The sequence below is a fragment of the Pseudomonas sp. UME65 genome, from assembly GCF_014170225.1.
In the GTDB taxonomy this organism is placed as follows: domain Bacteria; phylum Pseudomonadota; class Gammaproteobacteria; order Pseudomonadales; family Pseudomonadaceae; genus Aquipseudomonas; species Aquipseudomonas protegens.
Genome location: NZ_LZZQ01000005.1, coordinates 34,421 through 59,264 on the forward strand (window position 1 = coordinate 34,421; position 24,844 = coordinate 59,264).

15 protein-coding genes are annotated in these 24,844 nt (G+C 69.1%); 7 read left to right on the plus strand and 8 right to left on the minus strand.

From position 1 onward, the window contains the following. The 8 genes from A9971_RS03860 to A9971_RS03895 form a co-directional block, all read right to left on the minus strand. On the minus strand, nucleotides 1-780 hold the full coding sequence (locus A9971_RS03860) for a thioesterase II family protein (protein ID WP_183001437.1): 780 nt from the start codon (nucleotides 778-780) through the stop codon (nucleotides 1-3). Continuing rightward, nucleotides 777-1,892 (minus strand): saccharopine dehydrogenase NADP-binding domain-containing protein, encoded by a 1,116-nt coding sequence (locus tag A9971_RS03865; RefSeq protein ID WP_259652362.1) that lies wholly within the window; start codon nucleotides 1,890-1,892, stop codon nucleotides 777-779. The genes A9971_RS03860 and A9971_RS03865 overlap by 4 nt, the downstream gene beginning before the upstream one ends. Then, nucleotides 1,889-7,312: a non-ribosomal peptide synthetase gene (locus tag A9971_RS03870; RefSeq protein WP_183001438.1), complete on the minus strand. Its 5,424-nt coding sequence runs from the start codon at nucleotides 7,310-7,312 to the stop codon at nucleotides 1,889-1,891. The genes A9971_RS03865 and A9971_RS03870 overlap by 4 nt, the downstream gene beginning before the upstream one ends. Next, nucleotides 7,309-10,779 (minus strand): non-ribosomal peptide synthetase, encoded by a 3,471-nt coding sequence (locus A9971_RS03875; protein ID WP_123430597.1) that lies wholly within the window; start codon nucleotides 10,777-10,779, stop codon nucleotides 7,309-7,311. The genes A9971_RS03870 and A9971_RS03875 overlap by 4 nt, the downstream gene beginning before the upstream one ends. Then, a complete protein-coding gene (locus A9971_RS03880) occupies nucleotides 10,769-12,535 on the minus strand; it encodes an ABC transporter ATP-binding protein (protein ID WP_183001439.1) in 1,767 nt (588 codons plus the stop codon). Before A9971_RS03880 ends, A9971_RS03875 begins: the two co-directional genes overlap by 11 nt. Further along, nucleotides 12,532-14,277, minus strand: a complete 1,746-nt coding sequence (locus tag A9971_RS03885) for an ABC transporter ATP-binding protein (protein ID WP_183001440.1) — start codon at nucleotides 14,275-14,277, stop codon at nucleotides 12,532-12,534. Before A9971_RS03885 ends, A9971_RS03880 begins: the two co-directional genes overlap by 4 nt. After that, the gene (locus tag A9971_RS03890; RefSeq protein ID WP_183001441.1) at nucleotides 14,270-15,937 is read right to left on the minus strand and encodes a (2,3-dihydroxybenzoyl)adenylate synthase; all 1,668 of its coding nucleotides are present in this window, start codon (nucleotides 15,935-15,937) and stop codon (nucleotides 14,270-14,272) included. Before A9971_RS03890 ends, A9971_RS03885 begins: the two co-directional genes overlap by 8 nt. A gap of 81 nt (nucleotides 15,938-16,018) precedes the next feature. After that, complete coding sequence (locus A9971_RS03895) at nucleotides 16,019-16,300, minus strand: hypothetical protein (protein ID WP_183001442.1); 282 nt, start codon at nucleotides 16,298-16,300, stop codon at nucleotides 16,019-16,021. Between the two features lie 12 nt (nucleotides 16,301-16,312). Here A9971_RS03895 and A9971_RS03900 point away from each other — a divergent pair, with 12 nt between their 5' ends. The 7 genes from A9971_RS03900 to A9971_RS03930 all read left to right on the plus strand — a co-directional run bounded on the left by A9971_RS03900 (nucleotide 16,313) and on the right by A9971_RS03930 (nucleotide 24,742). Continuing rightward, nucleotides 16,313-17,215 (plus strand): AraC family transcriptional regulator, encoded by a 903-nt coding sequence (locus A9971_RS03900; protein ID WP_011061777.1) that lies wholly within the window; start codon nucleotides 16,313-16,315, stop codon nucleotides 17,213-17,215. A gap of 177 nt (nucleotides 17,216-17,392) precedes the next feature. Further along, nucleotides 17,393-19,624, plus strand: a complete 2,232-nt coding sequence (locus A9971_RS03905) for a TonB-dependent siderophore receptor (RefSeq protein WP_183001443.1) — start codon at nucleotides 17,393-17,395, stop codon at nucleotides 19,622-19,624. 16 nt (nucleotides 19,625-19,640) lie between these two features. Further along, nucleotides 19,641-20,513, plus strand: coding sequence for a PepSY-associated TM helix domain-containing protein (locus tag A9971_RS03910; protein ID WP_233447068.1), 873 nt, complete (start codon nucleotides 19,641-19,643; stop codon nucleotides 20,511-20,513). Then, nucleotides 20,500-21,633 carry an ABC transporter substrate-binding protein gene (locus A9971_RS03915; RefSeq protein WP_183001444.1) on the plus strand — a complete coding sequence of 378 codons (1,134 nt, stop codon included), beginning with the start codon at nucleotides 20,500-20,502 and terminating at the stop codon, nucleotides 21,631-21,633. The genes A9971_RS03910 and A9971_RS03915 overlap by 14 nt, the downstream gene beginning before the upstream one ends. Further along, nucleotides 21,630-22,697, plus strand: a complete 1,068-nt coding sequence (locus A9971_RS03920) for an iron ABC transporter permease (RefSeq protein WP_011061781.1) — start codon at nucleotides 21,630-21,632, stop codon at nucleotides 22,695-22,697. Before A9971_RS03915 ends, A9971_RS03920 begins: the two co-directional genes overlap by 4 nt. Before the next feature lie 8 nt (nucleotides 22,698-22,705). Then, nucleotides 22,706-23,524, plus strand: coding sequence for an ABC transporter ATP-binding protein (locus A9971_RS03925; RefSeq protein WP_227454026.1), 819 nt, complete (start codon nucleotides 22,706-22,708; stop codon nucleotides 23,522-23,524). 3 nt (nucleotides 23,525-23,527) lie between these two features. Beyond that, on the plus strand, nucleotides 23,528-24,742 hold the full coding sequence (locus tag A9971_RS03930; protein ID WP_019094505.1) for an MFS transporter: 1,215 nt from the start codon (nucleotides 23,528-23,530) through the stop codon (nucleotides 24,740-24,742). The last annotated feature ends 102 nt before the right edge of the window (nucleotides 24,743-24,844 follow it).

A 24,844-nucleotide genomic window follows, 5' to 3' on the forward strand; every position in this document is an offset into this window, starting at 1 on the left:
TCATGGGGTCGAGGGCCAGCACTGCCACGGCTGCTCGCCATGGCCGGCCAGCAGCCGGGTCAGGTGGCGCAACAGTTCGGCCTGTTGCTCGCGCAGGTAGAAGTGCCCGCCGGGGAAGGCCTGGAAGTCGGTGACCTGGGCGCTGACCTCGGCCCAGGCGTAGGCTTCGTCCTGGTCCACCTCGGTGTCCCGGGCCCCCAGGCACACGCTCAGGGGCAGGTCCAGGGCGCGGCCGGGCGCACCGCGGTAGCACTCGATCAGCCGGTAGTCGTTGCGCAACGCCGGCAGGTACAGGTCGCGCAGCGCCGGGTCATCCAGGGGCGACGACGCACCGTCCGACAGGCGTCGCACATCCGCCAGCAGCTCCTCGTCCGGGCCCAGGTGCAGTTCGCCGCTGCGCTGGCGATGGGGCGCGGGGTGCGCGGACACGATCAACCGTTGTGGCGCCGAGCCCTGCTGCTGCATGCGCGCCGCCACCTCATAGGCCAGGGCCGCGCCCATGCTGTGGCCGAACAGCACCAGGGGCCGGTCCACCAGGTCCGACAGGGCCCGGGTGATAGTGCCCGCCATCCACTCCAGGCTGCCGGGCCAGCTTTCGCTCAGGCGCTCTTCGCGCCCCGGGTACTGCACGCTGACCAGCTCGACATCCGCCGGCAACTGGCCACGCCAGTCGTTGAAATAGCTCGCGCTGCCACCGGCATGGGGCAGGCACACCAGGCGGCAGCGCGGCGGTTGCGGCTGCGGATAACGACGCAGCCAGGCACTGGGAACCTTTCTCACAGCACGCCCTCCTCTGGCTCGGCCAGCGCCACAGCGGCGAAGTCGGGCAGGTGCACCCGGGTATCCGGCAGCCAGCGCAGCAGTTGTTCCAGGCAGGCCGTCGCGTCCAGCACCTGGGCGGCGTAGTGCAGCCCCTCAGGCAGATGCGCCCACTGCAGTGCACAGAAGGCTGCGACGCTGCCGGTCAGGCGCGAGCCGTCGCTGGCCCGCAGCCAGGCGCTGGCCTGCTGCTGGCGGCCCTCGCGCAGGCCGTCGATTTCCACCGCCAGCAGTTGATAGGGCCGGCGCCCGGCCACATCCAGGGCGCTGGCCTGCACCAGCGCAGCGATGTTCTGCGCGCTGCTCCGCGCCTCTGGCGCCGAGCCCTGGATACGTTGCAGGGCCGCCGCCAGTTGTCCGCCCTCGAACAGGTTGAAACCCTGACCGTGGCGCACCGGTACATCACCGAACAGGCGCTGCTGCTCGGTGCTCAGGTACGGATAGGCCTGCACCCCGGCCGGTGGCAGCCAGTCGCGTTGCAATGCCTGTTCGGCACTTGCCGTGCTGCGCACCACCTGCCCTTCGCACCAGCCGCACTGGGCCTGGCCGAAGCCGTTGCCCAGGCTCAGCAGGAAATCCTCGGCAGCCGTGGCGGACAAGCACCCCAGCCCACCGGCATAGCAGCGCAAGGCATCGACCCGCTGGAAGGACTGCGCCAGCAGTTGCGGAAACAGCCCCGAGAGCCCCGGCAGCATGCCCGCCGACAACAGCACCCGGTGCCCCGCCGGCAGCTGTCCCACCAGCCGCTCATGGAGTGGATCGTCGCCCCCCACATCCAGGTAGTCGGCGCCTGCGGCCAGGGCGGCCCGGGCCACCCGATCGAGAATCCGGTAGCTGGGCCCGGCGCAGTTGATCACCAGCGAACAACCAGCGCAGAAGTCCGCCAGGCTCTGTGGCTCCCACAGGTCCAGGGCGCGCACCTCGGCGCGCGCCCCCAACTGCTGGTTCAGTTGCTCGGCCTGCCGCGGATCGCGTCCACCCAGGCGCAGTGCCACCTTGCCGGCCAGCAACTGCGCGACCTGACGGCCGACGCTGCCGTAAGCGCCGACCAGCCCCATCACCCCTGCCCTCATGCCGCCACCTCGGTAGGTGCATCGAAGGCCTGGGCCACGGCTTGCACCTGGGGCTGCTGCATGCAACTGAAATGATCCCCGGGCACATCCACTACCCGCAGCTCACCCAGGCACAGGGCCTGCCAGTAGGCGCTCATGTCACGGTGCATGCCGGGCAGCACCTGCACCTCGCCGCTCTGGCGAATGAACAGCATGTCGCCCTGGTACGGCGTGGCCTCGTGCAGGGCTACCGCGGCCAGGCTGTGGCGCAATACCTGCAACTGCTCGCGCAGCCAGTGCAGGTCGCTCAGTTGCGAACCGGCGTGGCGCATGGCCTCGGCAATGGCCTGCAGGCGCTGCTCCGGGGTCTTGTGTGCCAGACGCCGCAGGCAGGCCAGGGCCGGGGCGCACTGGGCATCCTCGCTCAAGGCCAGCAGCGAACCCTGGGGCACACGCCCCGGAGTCTGCGCCAGCACCCGTGCGATGGTGCGTTCCATGGCCTGTTCATCCTCGGGGTAACCCAGGGCCAGCGGATCGGCCTGCATCACCCGGGCGAACACGTACTCGGCCAAGAGGTCGTCCTCAATCATGAACGGCACCCGGTAGCTGCTGATCACGCTCAGTTGCAGCACCTCGATGGAGCGCGCCGCCAGGCACGCCGCCAGCTCGGTGGCCAGCAGCCCGCCCAGGCAGTAGCCGACGATGCTCACCTGGCGCCGGCCTTCGGCCTGCAGAGTGTCGGCATAACGCTCGGCCAACTGGCGGATCGCCGTGGCCGGCTCCAGGGCCAGGTAGGCCGGCACATCGTTGAGCACCAGCCCTTCCAGGGGCGCTTCTTCCCCCAGGGCGGCAAACAGCGCGCGGTACGGCGCCAGGGTGCCGCTGCCGTCGTGGACGAAGATCCGCGTCGGGCCCTGGGCCTTGTCGCTGATGCGCACCAGCGGCGAATCGCCCTCCACGCCCTGGCCTCGCAGGTAATCGGCCAGGGCCGCCACCGTGGGCTGGTTGATCAACTGGCGCAGCAGGTCACTCCAGGGCAACTGCCGGGCCTGGGGCAAGGCTTCACGCAGGCGGCCCACCACCTGGGCCACCAGCAGCGAGTCGCCGCCAAGCTCGAAGAAGCCCTGGTCACGGCCCACCGCCGGCACCCGTAACAGGGTCTGCCAGACTTCGGCAATGCTGCGTTCCAGCTCATCCACGGGCGCCGCGCCGCTGCTGGCCTGCTGCTCGGGGCCGGCCACGCCGATCCGCGCCAGGGCCTGGCGGTCGACCTTGCCGTTGGCGGTCAGGGGCATTTCATCGAGGATCTGCCAGTGGCTCGGGATCATGTACTCCGGCAGGTGCCGGGCCAGATGGGCCCGCATCTGCTCGGGCTCCAGGGCCTGGCGCTCGCTCTTGAAGCGGGTGATGAACAGGTGCTGGCCGATCTGCGACATGGCGTCATCGGCCCCGGGCAGGCACAGCGGGGTCTCGCCTCCGGCCTCCAGCAGCAACTGCTGCCACTGCTCGCGGCGGATGAAGGTGGTGTCCAGTTCGGCCCGGAAATCCTCGAAGGCGGTGAGGCCCTCCTTGAACTCCATGGACGCCATGATCTGGTAGGTGTCGCGAGTGGCCTCGATGAAGATCAGCCAGCCGCCCGGGGCCAGCATCTCCCGCAGACGCGCCAGCACCCGGCTGGCGTGCCGCGAGTTGTGCAGCACGTTGGCGCAGAGGATCACGTCCAGGGAGTTGGCGGCCACGCCCTGGGCCCAATGGTCCTGGTTGAGGTCGAACAGCCCGTAGCTGACCCAGGGGTAAGCGGCGAAATGTTCCCGGGCCTCGTTGAGGAAGAACTGCGACAGGTCGGTGAACTGGTAGTCCACCGCCAGCCCGTCCAGGGCCGGGATCAGGTCGGCGCTGGTGCCGCCGACCCCGGCGCCGATTTCCAGCAGGCGCAGGCGCTGGCCGGCCGGACGCTGGCGGATGATCTCCTGCACCGCGGCGCACACCGCCTGGTTCAGGTACTGGCTGATCAGGTTCTTGCGGTAGGCGCCTTCGGCGGTGTCGGTGCGGCCCTGGGGAAACAGCAGGTGCAGCGGGTCCAGTTGGTCGCTCATCAGCGCCGACAGTTGCTCCTGGCTTTCGCGCAGGTAGCGCAGGACTTCGCCGCCCCAGCCCACGGACGGTTCCAGGGCATCGATGCGCTGCCATTGCTGGCGGTATTCCTCGGCCGATACCTGCAGGCCCGAGTAACGACCCGTGTGCAGGTCCCGGTGCACCAGGCCTTCCCGGGCCAGGGCCTGCAGCCAACGGCGGATCAAGCGCTGGTTGCGCGGCGCCACCTCGCAAGCCGCGACAATCTCGTCCAGGGCATGGCTCTGCCCGGCGCTCTCGAACAAGCCGGGGCGTTGCAGGGCCAGGCCCATGGACAGCAGTGCGGCGCGCTCGACACAGGCCGACATCTCGCTCACCAGGGCATCGCTCAAGCCGCCGCGCACGGCTTCGGCCGCCGCCTGGGTGCGCGCCTGCAACTGCGCCGGCCAGGCGATCGGCGTGTCCCGCAGGCTGGCCCGCAGGCAGGCTTGCAAGTGCCGCTCGAAGGCACCCTCGCCCGCTGCCACCACCACCGCGGACTCCACATGGGGATGGCTGAGCAGCGCGCTTTCCACCTCCGCCAGTTCAATGCGGTGGCCACGGACCTTGACCTGGAAATCTTCGCGGCCGAGGAACTCGATCAGGCCGTCGTCCAGATAGCGCCCCAGGTCGCCGGTGCGGTACAGGCGCTCGCCGCTGCGCGGATGGTCGACAAAGCGCTCGGCGGTTTTCTCGGCATCCCCCAGGTAACCCAGGGCCAGACCGCTACCGGCGATGTACAGCTCGCCGGCCACCCCTTGCGGGCGATCCCGGCCCTGCTCGTCGAGCACCATGAAGCGCTGATTGGCCAGGGGCATGCCGTAGGGAATGCTGCGCCACTGGGGGTTGACCTGGGTAATCGGATAGTAGATCGACCAGATCGCCGCTTCGGTGGCGCCGCCGAGGCTGATCAGCCGCAGCCCGGGCAGTAGCTGGGCGGCCTCCGCCGGCAGGTTCAGGGGGATCCAGTCTCCAGACAGCAGCGCCAGGCGCAGGGAACCGGGGGCCATGGATGGCACGGCCTGCAGGTAGTGGGTGAGCATCTGCAATTGCGCCGGCACCGAGTTCCACAAGGTCACCCCGTGTTCCCGGACGCACTCGGCCCAATGCGAAGGGTCGGCGCGGCGTTGCGGGTCCGGCAGCACCAGGGCGCCGCCCACGGCCAGCAGGCCGAAGATGTCGTACACCGACAGATCGAAGCCAAGGCTGGCCAGGGCCAGTACCCGGTCTTGGGCCTCGATGGCAAAGCGCTGGTTGATGTCGACGATGGTATTGAGGGCCGCCTGATGGTTGATCATCACGCCCTTGGGCACCCCGGTGGAGCCCGAGGTGTAGATCACGTAGGCCAGTTGCTGCGGGTCGCTGTCCAGGCTCGGCAACGCCCGTTGTGCCGCCCGCGGGCCCTGGTCCACCGCGATCACCTGGGTCACCCGCGCCGGCCAGCACAGGCTGTCGCTCAGCCAGGACTGGCTGAGCACCCGGGCGACCTCGGCGTTGTCCAGGATCAACTGGCGCCGGGCCTCGGGCTGGTTGGTGTCCAGGGGCAGGTAGGCGGCCCCGGCCCGCAGGATGCCGAGCACCGCGATCACCTGTTCCAGGCCCTTGTCCATGCACACCGCGACCCGCTCTCCAGGCTGGCAGCCGGCGTCGAGCAAGGCTTCGGCCACGGCTTCGGCGCGCCCGGCCAGTTCGCCGTAGCTCAGTTGCGCGGCGCCCTGGATCAGCGCCACACGCTCGGGTGCAGCCGCGGCCTGGCGCCAGAACGGCTCATGCAGCAGGCCGGAGGGCAAAGGCGCGGCAGTCTGGTTCACCAGCTCGCGCTGCAGGCGCTGGGCCGCCGGCAACTCCAGGCAGTCATCCAGGGTCCAGGCCGAGGGCTCCCGGGCCAGGCGCTTGAGCAGGCGTTCGAAGGTGTCGAACAGCGCATCCAGCAGGGTCTCGCTGAACACCCCTTCGCGGATGTCCCAGTTGATCGCCAAGCCGTCGTCACGCTCGCTGACCTGGCAGTCGATCAGCACCTGGGGTGTCTGGCTGATGCCGAACACCAGCTCGGCACCGGGCATGAAGGCCCCGCCGCCGCTCTCGCCGCCGGCCCCCAGGGTGCTGGTGAAGGCGTAGGGCATCAGCGCCGCGTCCTGGCCCTTGCGCCGCGCCAGCTCGCGCAGCACTTCGATGCCCGAACACAGGCGATGGTCCATGTCCTGCCACAGGCGCTCCTGCAGCTGCTGGCTGCGCTGGCCGAAGCTGCCACCTTGCAGGGTCTGCACTTCCAGCAGTTCCACCGAGCTGAAGTCCCCCACCAGGCGATCCACCTGGGGGTGCAGGGACAGGCGATTGAGCAGGGTCAGGCTCAGGCAGAAGTGCCCGCGCCGGCTCCAGCGGCCCAGGGTTTCGGCATAGGCCGAGAGGATTGCCGCCGACACACCGACCCCGGCCGCCGCCGCGTTCAGGCGCAAGGCATTGCAGTCCCGGGCCTCCAGGCCCATGGCCCGGCGCTGGAAGCGCGGCCCGCTGGGCGGCCCCAGCAATGGCAGTTCCGGCGCACCCGGCAGGCTGTCGACCCGCGCCCACCAGTAGTCGCGATCACGCTGGTAGCGCGGCTGCTCGCGCAGGCGGCGCTCACCCAGCACATAGTCGCGAAAGCTGATCTGCGTCGGCGCCGGCAGGCTCTCGCCGCGGTACAGCTGCTGCAGTTCGGCCAGCAGCATGCGCACGCTCTGGTAGTCGCACACCAAGAGGTCCACTGACAGGTGCAAGCGCGAGGTGTCGCGGCCCTGGCTCACGCACAGCTCGATCAGCGGCCATTGCTGGGGCGGTGCACGGCGCAGTTCCATGCGCTCGCGCAAGGCCTGCAAGGCGCTGCCGTCGTCCCGGCTCAGGTCGTGGCGGGCGATGGAGTAATGCGGCACCTGGGGCAGGATGCGCTGGTAGCCCTCCTCCAGGACCACGGCCCGCAGCATCTCGTGACGCGCGATCAACTGGTTCCAGGCCTGCTCCAGGCGCACCGGGTCCAGGTCCTTCTGGGCGAACTCCAGGTAGCCGTGGCAGGCCACGCCGCCGTAGCTGAAAGCCGTGGTGCGGCCCAGCAGGTAGGCGGCCTGCACGTCGGTCAGCGGGAAGGGTTCTTCCCGGGCCGAATGGTCGGCCTCCAGGGTCGGCATCTGCGCCGCTTGCAGCTGTTGCAGCAGCGCCTCCTTGTGTTCGCGCAGCTGTTGCAGGCGCGCCTCGTCCATGACCCCGGCCGGGGCCCGATAGCGCAAGCGACCCTGTTCTTCCCAGAGCTCCACACCCAGTTGTTGCAGATCCTGTTGCAGTTGCTGCAGCGTCATAACACGCCCTCCACCATTGCGTTCTGATTGACGGGCCGCTGTTCCCGGCGCGAGGCAAGCAACTGCCCCTGCAGGGCCACGGTGGCCGCGTTGAAAAAATCCTTGAGCGACAGTTCCAGCTGGAACTGCCGGGCGATGCGTTCGATCAACCGGGCCGCCAGCAGGCTGTTGCCGCCCAGGGCAAAAAAGCCCTGGTGCCGGCCCACCTGCGGCACCTCCAGCAGCTCCTGCCAGAGCGCGGCCACGGCCTCTTCCCATTCCCCTTGCGGCGGCTCGGCACTCTGCGGCTGGATGCCCCGGCGCTGCTCCTGCAGCAGCCACAGCAAAGCCGCGCGATCGACCTTGCCGTTAGTGCTCAGGGGCAGTTCCGGCAGGCTCAGCCAGAGGTCCGGAAGCATGTGTTCGGGCAGCCATTGCCCCAGCCACTGGCGCAGGGCCTGGGGCTCGGGCAGCGGCTCCCGGGCCAGCAGCACCGCCGCCAGCTGGGCTTCGCTGCCGGGCAGCACCAGGCTCAGCGCGCGGTCGATGGCCGGGTGGCGCTCCAGGGCCACATCGATTTCTGCCAGCTCGATGCGAAAGCCGCGGACCTTGACCTGATGGTCCAGGCGCCCGAGAAACTCCAGGCTGGCGTCGGCCCAGTAGCGGCCCTGGTCGCCGGTGCGATACCAGCGCCGGCCCTCGTGCTCGACAAAGCGCTGGGCGCTGAGGGTCGGCAGGCCGCGATAGCCGGCGGCCACCCCGGCACCGCCGATCCACAGCTCGCCGGGCACCCAGTCCGGGCAGTCCCGGCCCTGGCTGTCCACCACCCGGAAGCACTGGTTGTCCAGGGGCCGCCCGTAGGGGATCGAACGCCAGTGCCCGGGCACCTGCGCCACGTCCTGGTAGTTGGACCAGATCGCCGCCTCGGTGGCGCCGCCCAGGGCCACGAACGGCACGCGGTGGCCCGCCGCCCGCTCCAGGCGCCGTGGCAGGTCGAGGCCGACCCAGTCACCGGAGACCATAGCCAGGCGCAAGGCTCCCAGGCCGCCGTCGTCGCGCACTTGCAGGGTCAGCATGTCCAGCAGCGCCGGCACCGAGTTCCACACACTCACCCGCTGCTCGCGGATCAGCCGCAGCCATTCCCGGGGCTCCTTGCGCAGCCCGTCCGCCGGCAGCACCAGGGCGCCGCCGACACTCAGCAGGCCGAACAGGTCGTACACCGACAGGTCGAAATCCAGGGCCGAGACCCCCAGCACCCGATCCTCGGCGCTCACCTGGTAGCGCCGGTTGATGGCGGTGACGGTGTTCATCGCCGCCCAATGGGACAGTTCCACGCCCTTGGGTTCGCCGGTGGTGCCCGAGGTGAAGATCACGTAGGCCAGGGCATCCGCCGCCATCTCCAGGGGTTGCCCCAGCGCCGGTGCGACCAGCGCCTGGGCCAGGGTCACCACCCGCAGTTCGGCGAGCCAGATACCGCCCTCGCGGTGGGCCTGATCGGTGATCACCACCCGCGCCCCGGCGCGCTGGTAGATCATGTCGCGGCGCGCCGGCGGCTGCTCGATGCCCACCGGCACATAGACCGCCCCGGCGGCAAGGGTCCCCAGCACCGCGACCACCTGGTCGCGGCCCTTGGGCAAGGTGATCGCCACCGCGTCACCCGGCTGCACGCCCCACTCGCCCAAGGCCCCGGCCAGTTGCAGGGCCTGCCGGGCGAGCTCGGCGTAGCTCAGGCTGCCCTGCTCGCAGATCAGCGCCACGGCCTCGGGGTTCAGGCGCGCCTGCTGGAAAAAGCCCTGGTGCAACAGCTGCGCCGGGGTCGCGTGTGCGGTGGCATTGACCTGCTGGCGGCGCTGCTGTTGCGCCGCCGGCAGCGGCAAGGGCGCCACCTGCTGCCAGTCGTTGGCGCACAGCCACAACAGCAAGGCGCGGTAGGCGTCGAACATCTCGTCCAGCAGGCCTTCGGGGAACAGCGCGTCCACCGCGTCCCAGTTCAGCAGCAGGCCGTCGGCCAGCGGGTAGCTCTGGTGGTCGAGCCAGACCTGGGGCGTCTGCGACAGCGCCCAGCCCGGTTCGCCCAGTTGCTCGCGGCAGGTGGCGTCGACAAAGGCCGGGCCCAGGTTGCAGGCGAACACCACCGGCGCGCCCTGGCCACCGCCCTGGCGCAGCCGCGCCCGCTCGCGCAGCACCTCGACCCCGGGCCAGGCGCTGTTGGCGATGTCGCGGTGCAATTGAGCCTGCAACGCCAGGGCCTGCTGGCTGAAGGGCGCGGGCTGGCGCTGGTCGACCTCCAGCAGCACCAGGTTGGAAAAGTCCGCCAGCAGATGAGGCACGCACGGGTGCAGTTCCTGGCGATTGAACAGCGGCACGTTGAGCAGGAAATGCTGGCTGGCGCTCCAGCGCCCCAGCACCTGGGCATAGGCGCAGGCCAGCACGCTGGCCAGGGTCAGCCCGTGCTGCCGGGCGCGCTGCTCCAGGGCCTGCAACTGCCCCTGGTCCAGACGCATGGCCAGGCGGCGAAAACGCGCAGTGCCGGCGTTCTGCGGTTCCTGGGCCAGGGGCAGTTGCGGGCCGTCCGGCAGCTCTTCCAGGCGCTCCAGCCAATACTCCCGGGCCGCCGCCAGCAGTGGCACGCGCGCCGCCTGTTCGGCCCGCAGGTAGTCGGCGAAGTTCCAGTCCAGGGTCGGCAGGCTGTGCTCCTGGCCGGCATGGATCAGCGCCAGGTCGCGCAGCAGGATGCCAATGCTGAGCACGTCAGCCACCAGCAGGTCGATGTTCAGGTGCAGGCGGCTACGACCTTCGGGCAGCAGGCTCAACTGCACATCGAATACCTGCCCGCGGCTGACCTCCAGGCACCGGTGCGAGAGGTTTTCGCGGATCTGTTCCAGGGCCTCGGCAGCCCCGACGCAGGAAGCCTGGCGCAGGTCGTGGACGGTCAGCCCGGGCCAGGGGCTCTGGGGCAGGATGCGCTGGCAGGTGTCGCTGATAAAGCACGCCCGCAGCATCGGATGGCGCTGGCACAGGCGGCGCAGGGCCTGCTCCAGGCGCTGGGGCTCCAGGCCATGGCCGTCCAGTTCCTGGTACAGGTGGCAGCCGACGCCGCCCAGGGGCATGCCCGGATCGCGGCCGAACCAGTAGGCCTGTTGCAGTGGGGTCAGGGCGAAATCGCTGTTGGCAGGAGCGCTGGCCACAGCCTGCAGGCGCGGCGCCGCGAGGCCACGACGAGCCTCGATCAGCGCCCACCAGGCGTCCAGGGTCGGTTGCTGGATCAGTTCGGCGAAGCTCAGGGCCACGCCTTCGGCGGCCAGCAGCGCCGGCAGGCGCATGATGCTCACCGAGTCGAGCCCCTGCTCGATCAGGGAGGCCTGGGGTTCAAGATCCTCGGCGCTGTAGCCGAGCAGCCGGGCAATGCCTTCGCAGAGTCCTTGGGGTGAATGACTCAGGCTGGCGTGCGCTGGATGAGCGCGTGCCAGTGCTGGGTTATCGGTCATGGTGGACGTTCCTTTGGGGTACGGAAGGGGGTTGGCGCAGGCGCCAGCGGTTGATCGCCTCGCGCTCGTGGAACAGCTCGCGATAACGGCCCGGGGCCGCCATCAGTTGGGCGTGGGTACCGCGCTGGGCCAGGTGGCCCTGCTCCAGCAGGAGAATCTGTCCGGCGCTGGGGGCCAGGGTCGGTTTGTGAGTCACCAGCAGCACCGTGTGCTTGCGCGCCAGTTGCAGCAGGCAACGGTTGACCCGGGCCTCGCTGATGGCATCGAGGGCCGCGGTGGGTTCGTCCAGCAGGATCAGGCTGGCGTCCTTGAGCAGCACCCGGGCCAGGGCCAGGCACTGGCGCTCGCCCCCGGAGAGGCTGACGCCGCCCTCGCCGACCCGGGTCTGCCAGCCCTGGGGCAGGCGCTGGGCCACAAGGTCCAGGCCGGTGGCGCGGGCGGCGTCCATCAGTTGGCTGTCGCTGGCCTCGGGGCCGCCCAGGCGCAGGTTGTCCAGCAGGCTCGCAGCCAGCGGCGGACAGTCCTGGAACATCAGGGCGATGGAACGATCGCGCTGCGCGGCGGACAGTTGGCGCAGGTCGACACCACCCAACAAAATGGCGCCGCTATCGACATCGCTGAACCGCGCCAGCAGGCGCAGCAGGCTCGATTTGCCGGAGCCGGAGGCGCCCACCAGCAGGTTCAGCGAGGCCGGCGCCAGCTCGAAGCTGATGCCCTGCAGGATCACCTGCTCCTGGCGCACCAGCCCCAGGTCGCGCACCTGCACCTGATGCCCCCGGGGTTCCTCGGGCAGGCTCGGCTCCGGCAGCGCCGGCAGGCGCAACAAGTGGCGCAAACGGTTCAGGCCATGGCGGGTCTGGCGCAAGGTCGTGCCGAGGTTGACCAGGGTGCCCATGGGCTCCACCAGGCAGGTGGCGAGCACCGCCAGCGCCAGGTACTGGGCCACTCCCAGGTTGCCACCGAGCACTGCATACAGGCCGCACAGCAGCATCGCGGTGTAGCCGGCCTGGAGCACCACCGCCAGCCCCAGGGCCGCCGGAAAGGTCCGCCAGTGGGCCCGACGCTGGGCCCGGCGCTGTTGCTGCAAGGCCTCGGTGAGCAGGCTGAAGCCTTCGCCGGTGCGGCCACTGGCACGCAGCAGCGGCTGCTGGCGCAGGAACTCCAGGACCCGCGCCGCCGCCTCGTTGGCCGCCGCCTCACTGCGGCTTTCGGCCTGGCCGCCCCAGCGCACGCCCCAGTGGTAGAACACCAGCAGCAGGGGCACGCTGGCCAGGGCCGCCAGGGCCATGGTGCGGTCATAGAAGAACAGCGCCACAAGCAGCGCCAGGGGCGTCAGCAAGGCGTTGGCCATGGGCTGCAACAGGTGCGCCGGGGTGCTCATGATCTGCAGTACGGTGTGGGTCACCAGCCGATTGAGCTCGGCGCCGCGGCGCTCGACGAACCACTCCAGGGGCAGGCGCACCAGTTGTTCGCCGATGCGCAGGTTCAACGACTGGGCCGCCGCGGCGCCCGCGCGGTAGCCCGCCAGTTGCGCATGCCGGCGCAACCCCAGGCACAGCAGCGCGAAACCGGCAAAGGCCCCGGCCCATCGCCACGGCGCCTGCCCGGCAGCGGCATCGAACAGGCTGGCAAAGGCCATGGGCAACAGGGCCAGCGCCGCGCCCTGGGCCAGGGCACTGGTGGCCATGGCCAGCAAGGCCCGGCGCAGCAGGCTGGCTTCGGCCGGCTGCAAACTGCGTAACAGTGCGCCAATCATGCCTGCTCCCCCGCCGTTTCCACGGCGCAGAACTGCTGCGCCGCCCACAGCCCGGCATACACCCCCTGCTGCTCCAGCAGGGCCTGGTGCCGGCCGCATTCCACCAGTCGCCCGGCCTGCAGCACGGCAATCTGGTCGGCATCCTGGATACTGCTCAGGCGATGGGCGATCACCAGCACCGTGCGCCCCGCCGCCAGCCGCGACAACGCCTGCTGGATCGCCGCTTCGGACTCCGGGTCGCTGGCGGCGGTGGCTTCGTCCAGCACCAGGATCGGTGCCTGGCTGAGCATCGCCCGGGCAATGCCCAGGCGCTGCACTTCACCACCGGAGAGCTGCACGCCACTGCCCAGCTGGGTGTGATAACCCTGGGGCAAGGCGGCGATACGACTGTGGATCTGCGCCGCCCGGGCCGCCTCCTCGACCTCCGCCAGCGTGGCCTCGGGACGCCCCAGGCGCAGGTTGTCCAGAACGCTGCTGCGCAGCAGGCGCACGTCCTGGAAGACAAAGGCCACCTGGCGATAGAGAGTCGCGCTGTCCATGTCCCGCAGGTCGACGCCGCCGATGCGGATGGCCCCGGCGCTGACGTCGGCAAAGCGCGCCAGCAAGGTGGCCAGGGTCGACTTGCCAGCGCCCGAATCCCCCACCAGGGCGGTCAGGGTCCCCGGTTGCAGGCACAGGTCGATGCCGTGCAGCACCTGGGTGCCGTCGGGGTAGCTGAAAGCCACTTCATCAAAGATCACCTGATGCCCCTCGGGCTCCCGGGAAAATGCCGGCTGCGCCTGCACCGGGGTACTCAGCACGGTGCTGATGCGCTGCGCCGCCGCCCGGCCCTGGACCAGGGAATCGGCGCCATGCCCCAATGCCGCCACCGGCGCCGCCAGGGCCGGGCCAAGCAGGGCGAACGGCAACAGTTGCACCGGGTGCAGCCAGCCGGCCGCCGTCAGCGCCACCCCGGCCACCAGCACCAGGGCCAGCACCAGCAAGGGCGACAGCAGCACCTCGACACTCGCCCCCAGGCCCGCCCAGCGCTCCACCCACTGGGAGAAAAAACGCCCGAAACCCTGCACCGCGCTGACGAAATCCGCCTGCACCCGCTCGGCACGGCCGAACGACTTGACCATGGCGATGCTCTGCACAAAGTTCAGGGTCGCGGTGGACAGGTCGCCCAGGGCCGCCCCCAGGCGCTGGCGCTCGGCCTGATAGGCCGGGGTGCGCATGACCCGCAAGCGCCACAGCGCCAGCAATGGCGGCAGCAGCACCACCAGGGTCATGGGCAGGCTCACCGTGAGCAGGTAGACCAGGCTAGCCAGGGGCACCACCAGCGCCGCCACCAGGTTGTTGGGCAGGTGCGCCACCAACTGGTGCAGGGCGCCGACATCATCCAGCAAGGCCCGTTCGGCGGTCTCCCGCTGCTGGCCGAACCAGGCCAGGGGCACCCGTGCCAGGTGCGCGGCGATGCGCTGGCGCAGTTGGCGTTGCAGGTCGCTGTCGGCCAGGTGGGTGATCTGCAATGCCGCCGCCAGCCCCAGCAGGCGCAGGAGCAAAGCGGCGGCGCCGGCCAGCAGCCAGAACTGCGCACGCTGCGCATCCAGCTCGCCGGTCAGCAGCAGCGGCGCCAGTTCGGCCACGGCAATGAACGGCAACAGCCCCACCAGCGCCGCCAGGGCCTGCAGCAGCATGGCCGCCAGCAGGCGCCCGCGCACCGGGTGCAACAGGTCGCAAAGTCCTTGTCGTTCAGCCACGGGCGCCACTTCCCTCCAGGGGTTCGGCCTGGGCGCCGAAGTACAGGGCCTGGATCGCCTCGCGCAGGTGCTTGCGGCTGACCTTGCCGACCCCGGTCTGGGGGAAGGCCGGGATGAACTCGAAGCGGTCCGGCAGCTTGAACGCCGCCAGGCCCTGGGCCCTTAGGTGACGCAGCAGTTCCGGGGCCCGGGGCGCGGTGCCGCGGGGGATGACGAAGGCGCAGGTGCGTTCGCCCAGGAAGGCATCAGGCATCGCCACCAGGGCGATGTCGGCCACCGACGGGTGGCTGAGCAGCAGGTTTTCCACTTCTTCGGCAGCGATCTTTTCGCCCCCGCGGTTGATCAGGTCCTTGTCGCGCCCTTCCACCATCAGGTAGCCGTCGGCAGTGAGCATGACCCGGTCGCCGGTGCGGTAGAAACCATCGGCCGTGAAGGCCTGGGCGTTGTGCTCGGGGTAACGGTAGTAACCGCGGATGGTGTAGGGGCCGCGGGTCAGCAACTGCCCCACCTGCCCCACCGGCACCGGCTGGTCGTGCTCGTCCACCACACGAATTTCGTCCGCCGGCGACAGCGGCCGGCCCTGGGTGTGCAGCACCCGCTGTGGCGGGTCCTCGGGGTCGGTGTAGCAGATCAGCCCCTCGGCCATGCCGAACACCTGCTGCAGGCGGCAGCCGAGCACCGGTTCGATGCGCCTTGCGGCCTCGTAGCTGAGCTTGGCGCCGCCCACTTGCAGCAGTTGCAACGGCACCAGGCCACGCCCGCGGGCCTGGGCCGCTTCCAGCCAGACCAGGGCCAGGGGCGGCACCAGCGCGGTGTGGGTCACCCCCTGGCGCTCGATCAGTTCGAAGCAGACTTCCGGGCTCGGCGAGGGGCTCAGCACCACCCGCCCGCCCACCGAAAAGGTGCCGATGAACCCTGGGCAGCACATGGGAAAGTTGTGCGCCATGGGCAGCGCCACCAGGTACACGCTGGCCTCGGACAGGCCGCAGCGCTCGGCACTGGCCCGCAGGTTGTAGAGGTATTCGTGGTGCCGGCGCGGGATCAGCTTGGGCACCCCGGTGGAGCCGCCGGAGAGCTGGAAACAGGCCACCGCGTCGGCGCTGGGGGACGGGAAGGTGCGCGCAGGCGCAGGCTCATACAGGCTGTGCAAGGCCGTGAATTCCTCGGCCTCGCCGGCGACTACCACCCACTCCAGCTGCGGGTTGCGGTCCTTGAGGTCGCGGGCCATGGCCCGATAGTCGAAGCTGGCGTCCCGGTCGGCACAGAAGTAGGCCCGGGCCCGAGCGAACTCGCAGAAGCGGCCGATTTCCAGGTGCCGGTGGGCCGGCAGCGCGAAGATCGGCCGCACCCCGAGGCGGTAAAGGGCAAAGCAGACTTCGACGAAGGCCGCACTGTTGGGCAGTTGCAGCACCACGTTGTCGCCGGCCCGCAGACCCAGCCGGTACAGGCCGGCGGCCAGTTGGTCGACCCGCAGGTCCAGTTGCCGGTAGCTCAGGTGCTGCTCGCCCTCGGTCAGCGCTTCACGCTCGGCAAAGGCCTGGGCGGCGCTGCGCAGCAGGTCGCCAAAGGTTTCGTCGCGCCAGTAGCCGGCCTGGCGGTAGCGCCGGGCGAAGTCTTCGGGCCAAGAGGGGCAATCCTTGAGGTCATCGAAAGTGGACATGCTGTCTCCTGATGTTTTTTACGCAAAAAGCGGCCCCGGACCTGAGAGATCAGGCCCCTGGAATGAGCTGGGAATCCGCCGTCAGGGTTGGCGGGAATGAAGAGTCGCCGGCGGTCCTGCGGCGCTGTCGAGCAAGGGGTCTTCCATGGGAGGCTGCCGCGCCTGGAAATGAGAGTGATTATTAATAAGCAATTTGCCGGACCCGGCAATCGGCAGGACATTCGTTTGCGCGGCTTTTTCTTTTGATTGCGCGGCGCACCCCGGAAAGAGCCCGGCAGGACGGAGCTCGAAGGCTAAAGGATAATCATTCTTAATTACAGAAAGGTAATTTCCTGCTAGCGTATGGCCTCTTTTCAGGTCCACAGGGAGTTCGCCATGCTCAGCCCCAACGCTGCGCCGCAGCCTGTCAAAAGGGATTCCACCCTGCACTTTCCCAACCCGCAGCACACCGGGTCGGCCGCTGTAGTCCCGGAGGTCACCCTCTCCACCGGGACCGTGCTGATGGACAGCCAGATGTGGATGCAGGAGCCGCTCTGGGAAGGCCTGAAAATCATCCTGGTGCTCAGCGGCCAGCTCAATTGCCGGGTCGAAGGCCAGCCCGAAGTGGAGATCCGCGGGCCGACCCTGTGCGCCGTGGCCAACCAGGGCGAGCACTGCGGCGACCACCTGTTCGCCAGCGGCGTGCCGGTGCGCTACACCACGGTGCAGCTGGACTTCCCCTCGATCCGCAATGTCGGCCTGGAACCCGAGCGCCTGCTCGATCAGCGCGGCGGCGGCCCGATGCTGTTCTGCCAGCCGGCGAGCAAACCGCTGCTGGCCCTGGCGCAACAGATCTTTACCTGCCCGCTGCAGGGCCCGACCCGCTCCTTCTACCTGGGTGGCAAGGCCCTGGAACTCACCGCCCTGGGGGTCGAGGGGATTCTCGCCCAGGCCGAATCCAGGCCACTGCAGGACAGCCCATGCAGCTCGGCGGACATCGAGCGCATCCATGCCGCCCGTGACCTGCTGCTCAACTCATTGCAGGATTCGCCTTCGCTGTCGGAGCTGTCGCGCCAGGTGGGCCTGAACCCGCGCAAGCTCACCGCCGGTTTCCGTCAGGTGTTCGGCACCAGCGTCTATGCCTACCTGCAGGAGCAGCGCCTGGGCGAGGCCTATCGCTTGCTGGCCAGTGGCGAGACCAATGTCTCCAGCGCGGCCTATCGGGTCGGCTACAGCCCGGCGCACTTCTCCACGGCCTTTCGCAAGCGCTTCGGGGTCTCGCCCAAGTCCTTGCGTTGAGCCCGCTCCTGCTCGAGCCTGCTCCATCCAAAGCTGCGCCTGGTGATCCGGGCGCCCTCCCCGCGCCGTACCGCAAACGAAAGAAATGGTCGCTCAAGCCAAAGTTTTAGCCCGCAACCCAAGCTCACAAATGAGATACGTTTGCATTCTCATTTAATCCCCATCACGGAGTGAAGCATGGGTAGCCGCGTTGCGCACCGAAACACCTCAGGTTGTCCCGTCAATTGTGTGGTCTCGCGTCCGGCTCTGGGCCGCAACCCGCTGGCGTGCCTGATCCACGGCCTGGCCCTGGGCCTCTCGCTGACCCAGGCCGGCGCCGCGCTGGCCGCCGATGGCGATACCGACCAGGATCACGCCCTGACCCTGGACACCAGCGTGATCAGCGCCACCCAGCCCGACTCCGCCACCGGGCCGCAGGCCGGTTACGTGGCCAAGCGCAGCCTCAGCGGAACCAAGACCGATGCCAGCCTGAGCGAAATTCCCCAGTCGATTTCCGTGATCACCCGCGACCAGATGGATGCCCAGCAGGTGCAATCGGTGAACGAGGCGCTGCGCTACACCGCCGGGGTCCAGGCCAATACCACCGCCGCCAGCCAGCGCTTCGACACCCTCTCGATCCGCGGTTTCGACGTCACCACCGGCATGCTCCGCGATGGCCTCAAGGGCAATACCGCCCAGGCCTGGCCCAAGGTCGAAGCCTATGGCCTGGAGCGCATCGATGTGCTCAAGGGCCCGGCCTCGGTGCTGTTCGGGCAGAACTCGCCGGGGGGCGTGGTCAACCAGATCAGCAAGCGCCCGCTGGACAAGCCCTTCCATGAAGTGCAGATCCAGGGGGGCAGCTTCGACCGAGCCCAGGGCCAGTTCGACTTCAGCGGGCCGCTGGATGATGAAGGGCAATTCCTCTATCGCCTGGTGGGCCTGGAGCGCGACAGCGGCACCCAGTTCGATCACATCAAGGACGACAAACAGTACTTCGCGCCCTCCTTCACCTGGAAGCCCAACGACGACACCAGCCTGACCCTCCTGGCCGACTACACCCAGGACAGGTTCGGCGCGCCGCGGGTGTTCCTGCCGGCCCGGGGCACCCTGCTCGGCAACCCCAATGGCAAGGTCAAGCACAATGTATTCCTCGATGAACCGGGGCTGGACAACGACCGCACCCAGTACTCCCTGGGCTACCTGCTGGAGCACCGCCTGAATGACGTCTGGAGCCTCAATTCCAGCGCCCGCTACGGCCACGTCAACCTGCTGACCAACACCGCCAGCGGCATGTCCCTGGCCTCGGACCTGCGCACCCTGAACCGCGCGGCCTATCGCTTTCGCATCGTCGGCGACACCTACTCCCTGGACAACAATGCCCAGGCCCGCTGGAACCTGGGCAGCACGCAAATGGTGTCGCTTTTGGGGATCGACTACCGGCGCACCCGCGAGGACTACTACCTGCGCGGCGGCTCGGCTTCGCCCATCGACATCTATAACCCGGTGCACGGCGGCGTGTTCGACCCCAGCACCCCCTTCACCAACACCGTGCAGCGCGCCGATCAGGTCGGGGTCTACGCCCAGCAGCAGTTCACCTTCGATGAGCATTGGGTGCTCACCGTCGGCGGACGCCAGGACCGCTCCAGCGCCCGAACCGATAACCGCATGAACGACAGCGGCAGCAAGCAGGACGACGAAAAGTTCACCTACCGCACCGGGCTGGTGTACCTGGCGGACAACGGCCTGGCGCCCTACATCAGCTACGCCACCTCGTTCGATCCGGTGCTGGGCACCAACTTCTACGGCACGCCGTACAAGCCCACCAGCGCCAAGCAATCGGAAGTGGGGGTCAAGTACCAGCCGCCGGGCATCGACAGCTACATCACCCTGTCGCTGTTCGACCTGACCCAGGAAAACGTCCTGACCACCGACCCGGCCGAACGCCTGAACAAGATCCAGACCGGCGAGATCAACGTGCGCGGCATCGAGCTCGAAGGCAAGGCCAGCCTGGCCCGGGGCCTGGACCTGCTGGCGGCGCTGACCTACAACGACGCCGAGGTGAGCAAGAGCAACAACCCGCTGGAGAAGGGCAAACGCCCCACCGACACCCCGGAAAAAATGGCCTCGCTGTGGGCCGACTACACCTTGCCCGAAGGCCCCCTCAGCGGCCTGGGCTTTGGCGCCGGGGTGCGTTACATCGGCTCCACCGAGGCCGACGCCGCCAACACCCAGCGCGTGCCCTCCTACACCTTGCTGGACGCGGCGGTGCACTACGACTTCGACAAGCTGATCCCGGCGGCCAAGGGCCTGCGCCTGGCGGTGAATGCCACCAACCTCACCGACAAGCACTATTACGAAGGCTGCTCGCTGACCAATTGCAGCGCCGGTTATGACCGCAGTGTCATCGCCAGCCTGCGCTATCGCTGGTAAGCCGCCGATGCTGTCCATGCGTAATATCTGGCTCAGGCTGCACCGCTGGCTGGCCCTGTGCCTGGGGCTGTTCCTCGCGCTGCTGGGCCTCAGTGGTTCGCTGCTGGAGCTCAAGGGGCCGATCCTGCGCTGGGAGGTCGGTGCGCAAATGCTGCAACTGGCCCCTGGCGAGCATGGCACGCTGCTGCAACAGGACGCCTGGATCAGGGCCGCCTCCGACGCCTACCCGCAACTGCACAAGGTCTTCGGCGCAGCCCCACCGCGCCAGGGCTTTCTCGAATCGGACAATGTGATCGTCTTCGGGGCCCTCAAGGAGCGTCCCGGCACCGGCATCGCCATGATCGATCCTTATAGCGGCGAACCCCGGGGCTTCTTCGTCTTCGAGGACCTGTGGCTGGCCAAGCTGGTGGCGCTGCACCGCAGCCTGCTGCTGCCGCCAGCCTGGGGTTCGAACCTGGTGCTGCTCTGTGGCCTGGCGCTGCTGGGCTCCCTGGGCAGTGGCCTGTACCTGTGGTGGCCGGGCCGGCGCAGTTGGTGGAAGGCCGCCAGCCTGCGTCCCGGCAGCCGGGGCAACCGGCGCCTGCGGGAATGGCACAACGTGGCGGCGGCCTGGCTGTGCCTGCCGCTGCTGCTGATTGCCGGCAGCGGTGCCTGGCTGGCACGCCCGGACCTCTTCACCTGGCCCGGCGCCCAGCCGATGGCGATCAAGCCGCTGTTTTCCGCCGCCCATGGCCACTTGCTGCTGGGCACCCCCGGCGCCTGGCTGGCTTTTCTCTGCGGTATTTCGTTACCCCTTCTGTACCTCACCGGCCTGCTGCTGTGGTGGCGCAAGCGCGCTGCCCGCCGGGCCGTCCAATCGTTCAAGGAAACTAGCCATGACACACCGTGATTTCTTGCGCCGCGCCCAGCGCGGGCTCTTGCTCGCCCTGCTGCCCCTGGGCCTGTTATGGGCTGCCACGGCCAGCGCCGCGACCCTCACCGATCTGGCCGGACGCCAGGTCCAGGTGCCGGAGAAGGTCGAGCACATCCTCCTGGGTGAAGGCCGGATGATCTATTCCCTGTCGCTGCTCGAAGGCCAGAACCCGTTCGCCCGTCTCGCCGGTTGGCAAGGGGACTTTCGCGGCCTCGACGTGCAGGGCTACGAGGCCTATCACAAGGTCTTCCCCCAGGCCGACAAGGTGCCGCTGGTGGGCGGCACCTCGGCCGAGACCTTCAGCGTCGAAAAGGCCCTGGCGGTGCACCCGGACCTGGCGATCATGGCCCTGAGCGGCGGCCATGGGCCGAGCCCCGACAGCGAGGCGGTGAAACAGCTGGAGGCCGCCGGGGTGGCGGTGATCTTCGTCGACTTCAGCGACCATCCCCTGAGCAACACCGTGCCCAGCATGCGCCTGCTGGGCCAGGCCCTGGGCCGTGAGCAGCGGGCCGAGGAATTCATTGCCTTCTATCAACAGTCCCTGGCCAAGGTCACCCAGACCCTGGCCAAGGCCGGTACCGTCAAGCAGCCGAAGATCTTCATCGACATGCTCGCCGGGCTGCAGGACTGCTGCGGCTCGCCAGGCACCGGCAACTTCGGCGAGATGATCAAGCTGGCGGGCGGGCGCAACATTGCCGACGGGCGCATACCCGGGCCCATTGGTGTGCTCAACGTGGAGTACATTCTCTCCAGCGACCCGGACGTTTACGTGGCCACCGGGGTCTTTGCCGCCGGCCAGGGCGGCGTGACCCTGGGTTACTCCGCCACCCTGCAACAGGCTCGGGACAGCCTGCGCCAGGCCGCCCAGCGCCCACCGCTGAACGAGTTGCGGGCGGTGCGCGAGGGCAATGTGCACGGCTTGTGGCACATTTTCTACGACTCGCCGGAGCACCTGATCGCGGTCCAGGCCCTGGCCAAGTGGCTGCACCCTGAACTGTTCAAGGACCTGGACCCGGACCAGACCCGCCGCGAGCTGTACCAGCGCTTCATGCCGATTCCCGCCAGCGGCGTGTTCGCCACGAGCCTGAAACCATGACCCAGGCTGCCACCGACGTGGCGGACAACCTTGCCGCCGGCCATTACCAGCGACGCCACGGGCGCCGAGTGCTGCTGTTGGGCGGGCTGGCCCTGGCCCTGCTGCTGTCCCTGGCCCTGGACATCACCACCGGGCCTTCGGGGATGAGCCTGTCGCGCCTGCTGCAGGTGCTCTGGGACCCGGGCTCGATGCCCCGGGTGGAAGCGGTGATCGTGTGGAACGTGCGCCTGCCCTACGCCCTGATGGCGGTGCTGGTGGGGGCTGCCCTGGCCCTGGCCGGGGCGGAGATGCAGACCGTGCTCGATAACCCCCTGGCCAGCCCCTTCACCCTCGGCGTGTCCGCGGCCGCAGCCTTTGGCGCAGCCCTGGCCATCGTCCTCGGCCTGGGCCTTCCCGGGGTGCCGGCGCAGTACCTGATCTCGGCCAACGCCTTCCTCTTCGCCCTGGCCTCGGTGGCCCTGCTGTACCTGCTGGCACGCTGGCGCGGCTTCGGCGTGGAAAGCCTGGTGCTGTTCGGCATCGCCCTGGTGTTCGCCTTCAACGCCCTGGTGGCGCTGCTGCAATTCGTCGCCACCCAGGACAGCCTGCAGCAACTGGTGTTCTGGACCCTGGGCAGCCTGGCCCGGGCCTCCTGGGAAAAGCTCGCGGTACTGGCCCTGGCGCTGTTGCTGTGCCTGCCCTTCTCCCTGCGCCAGAGCTGGGCCCTGACCGCCCTGACCCTGGGCGAGGAACGGGCCCGCAGCTTCGGCATCGACGTTGGCCGCCTGCGCCTGCTGTCACTGTTGCGCATCAGCCTGCTGTCGGCCCTGGCGGTGTCCTTTGTCGGCACCATCGGCTTTATCGGCCTGATCGCCCCGCACATCGCCCGCCTGCTGGTGGGCGAAGACCATCGGCTGTTCCTGCCGGCCAGCGTGCTCAGCGGCGGGCTGATCCTGTCCATGGCCTCCATCGCCAGCAAGGCGCTGATCCCCGGGGTGCTGATTCCGGTGGGTATCGTCACCGCCCTGGTGGGCATTCCCTTCTTCATGGCCATCGTCATGCGCAACCGTCGAGGTGTCCTGTGAAGCCGCTTGTGTCCTCCAACGCCGGCCTGTGCACCGCCGGCCTGAACATGCACTACGGCAACCGCCAGGTGCTGTGCGACGTGGCCCTGCCGCCCCTGGCCGGGGGCAGCGTGACCGCGCTGATCGGCCCCAACGCGGCGGGCAAGTCGACCCTGCTGCGGGGCATCGCCGGGTTGCACAAGACCTCGGGCCAGGTACTGCTGGACGGCGTCGACCTCAACCGCCTGCCCCAGGTGGAACGGGCGCAGCACATCGTCTACCTGCCCCAGAGCCTGCCGGAACGTACCCGCCTGTGCGCCTTCGAAGCAGTGCTCAGCGCTGCCATGGCCGGGCATCGCACTGGCGGTTTCGCCCCTGGCCGGCCCAGCGCGGCGGTGTTGCACGGGGTCGAACAAGTGCTGCAGGACCTGGACCTCACCGCCCTGGCCGACCGCCCGATCGACGCCCTCTCCGGTGGCCAGCGCCAACTGGTGGGCCTTGCCCAGGCCCTGGTGCGCCAGCCCCGGGTGCTGCTGCTGGACGAACCCACCAGCGCCCTGGACCTGTACCACCAGTGCCAGGTAGTGGAAGCCATCACCCGGGCCACCCACGAGCGCCAGTTGATCACCCTGGTGGTGGTCCACGACATCAACCTGGCCCTGGGTTTCAGCCAGCAGGTGGTGGTGCTGCACCATGGCCGCCTGGCCGCCGCCGGGCCGGCCCTGGAGGTGATCAACCCACAACTGCTGCGCGACGTCTACGGCGTCGACGCCAGCCTGGAACAGGTACGCGGTCGACCGCTGGTGATGGTCGACGGCCGCCTGCCCTCTCACTCAGCCCTGGGATAAACCATGACCAACGCTCAACAGTTGCCCCTCGACACCCTGGACACGCCCCAGGCCGCCCCGGCCTTCGACCTGCGCCCGCTGCTGGTGGCCAACCTGGCCTGCACCATGGCGATGATGGCGTTCGTTTCGCTGATCGGCCCCATTGCGCGGATTCTCGGCCTGGCCACCTGGCAGGCGGGGATGGCGGTGACCGTCTCCGGGGTGATCTGGATGCTCCTGGCCCGCCCCTGGGGCCGGGCCAGCGATCGCCTCGGTCGGCGGCGCATCCTGCTGCTGGGCACCGGCGGCTTCACCCTGGCCTTTCTCGCCCTCAGCCTGTTTATCGACGTGGCGCTGCACGCCCTGCCTTCGGCGCTGCTGGCGTTTGCCGGGTTGCTGCTGGGGCGAGGCCTGATCGGGGTGTTCTATGCGGCAATCCCGGTTGGCGGCTATGCGCTGATCGCCGACAACATCGAACCCGAGCATCGCGCCCGGGCCATGGCGTCCCTGGGGGCGGCCAACGCCTGCGGGCTGGTCCTGGGGCCGGCGCTTGCCGCGCTGCTGGCGCGCCACAGCCTGAGCCTGCCGTTCTATGCGCTGGCGGTGCTGCCGCTGCTGGGCTTCGCCTTCCTCAAGGCACGGCTGCCGCGCCAGGAACTGCACCTCAAGCAGCCGCCCAAGCCGGTGAGCCTGGGCGACCCGCGCCTGCGCCGGCCGCTGGTGGTGGCGTTCGTCTCGATGCTGTGCGTGGCCATGGCGCAGATCACCGTGGGCTTCTTCGCCCTCGACCGCCTGGGCATGAGCCCGGCCGATGCGGCGCAGACCGCCGGCATTTCCCTGACCCTGGTGGGGGTGGCGCTGATCGCCTCGCAACTGGTGGTGCGCAAACTGGAATGGCCGCCGCTGCGGATGATCCGCATCGGCGCCCTGGTGGCGGCGCTGGGCTTTGTCACCAGCATTCTCGCGGCCCACGCCTGGGTGCTGTGGCTGGGGTTCTTTGTTTCGGCCGCCGGCATGGGCTGGATCTTCCCCTCCTTCGCCGCCCTGGCCAGCAACTCGGTGGACGCCGCCGAACAAGGCGCCACAGCCGGCTCCATCGGCGCGGCCCAGGGCCTGGGGGTAGTGGTCGGGCCCCTGGCCGGGACCCTGATCTACGGGCTGGAGCCACGCCTGCCCTACCTGCTGGCGGCGCTGCTGCTCGTACTGGTCGCCTGCTGGCCCGTAGCCCGACGCCGGTAACCTTCGGGCGAACGACGCGCATTATCGAAACCCTGCGGCCCTGTAGCCGCTGCCGAGCCTGCGGCGAGGCTGCGAAAAGGTCCGCAGGACCTTGCTTGACGA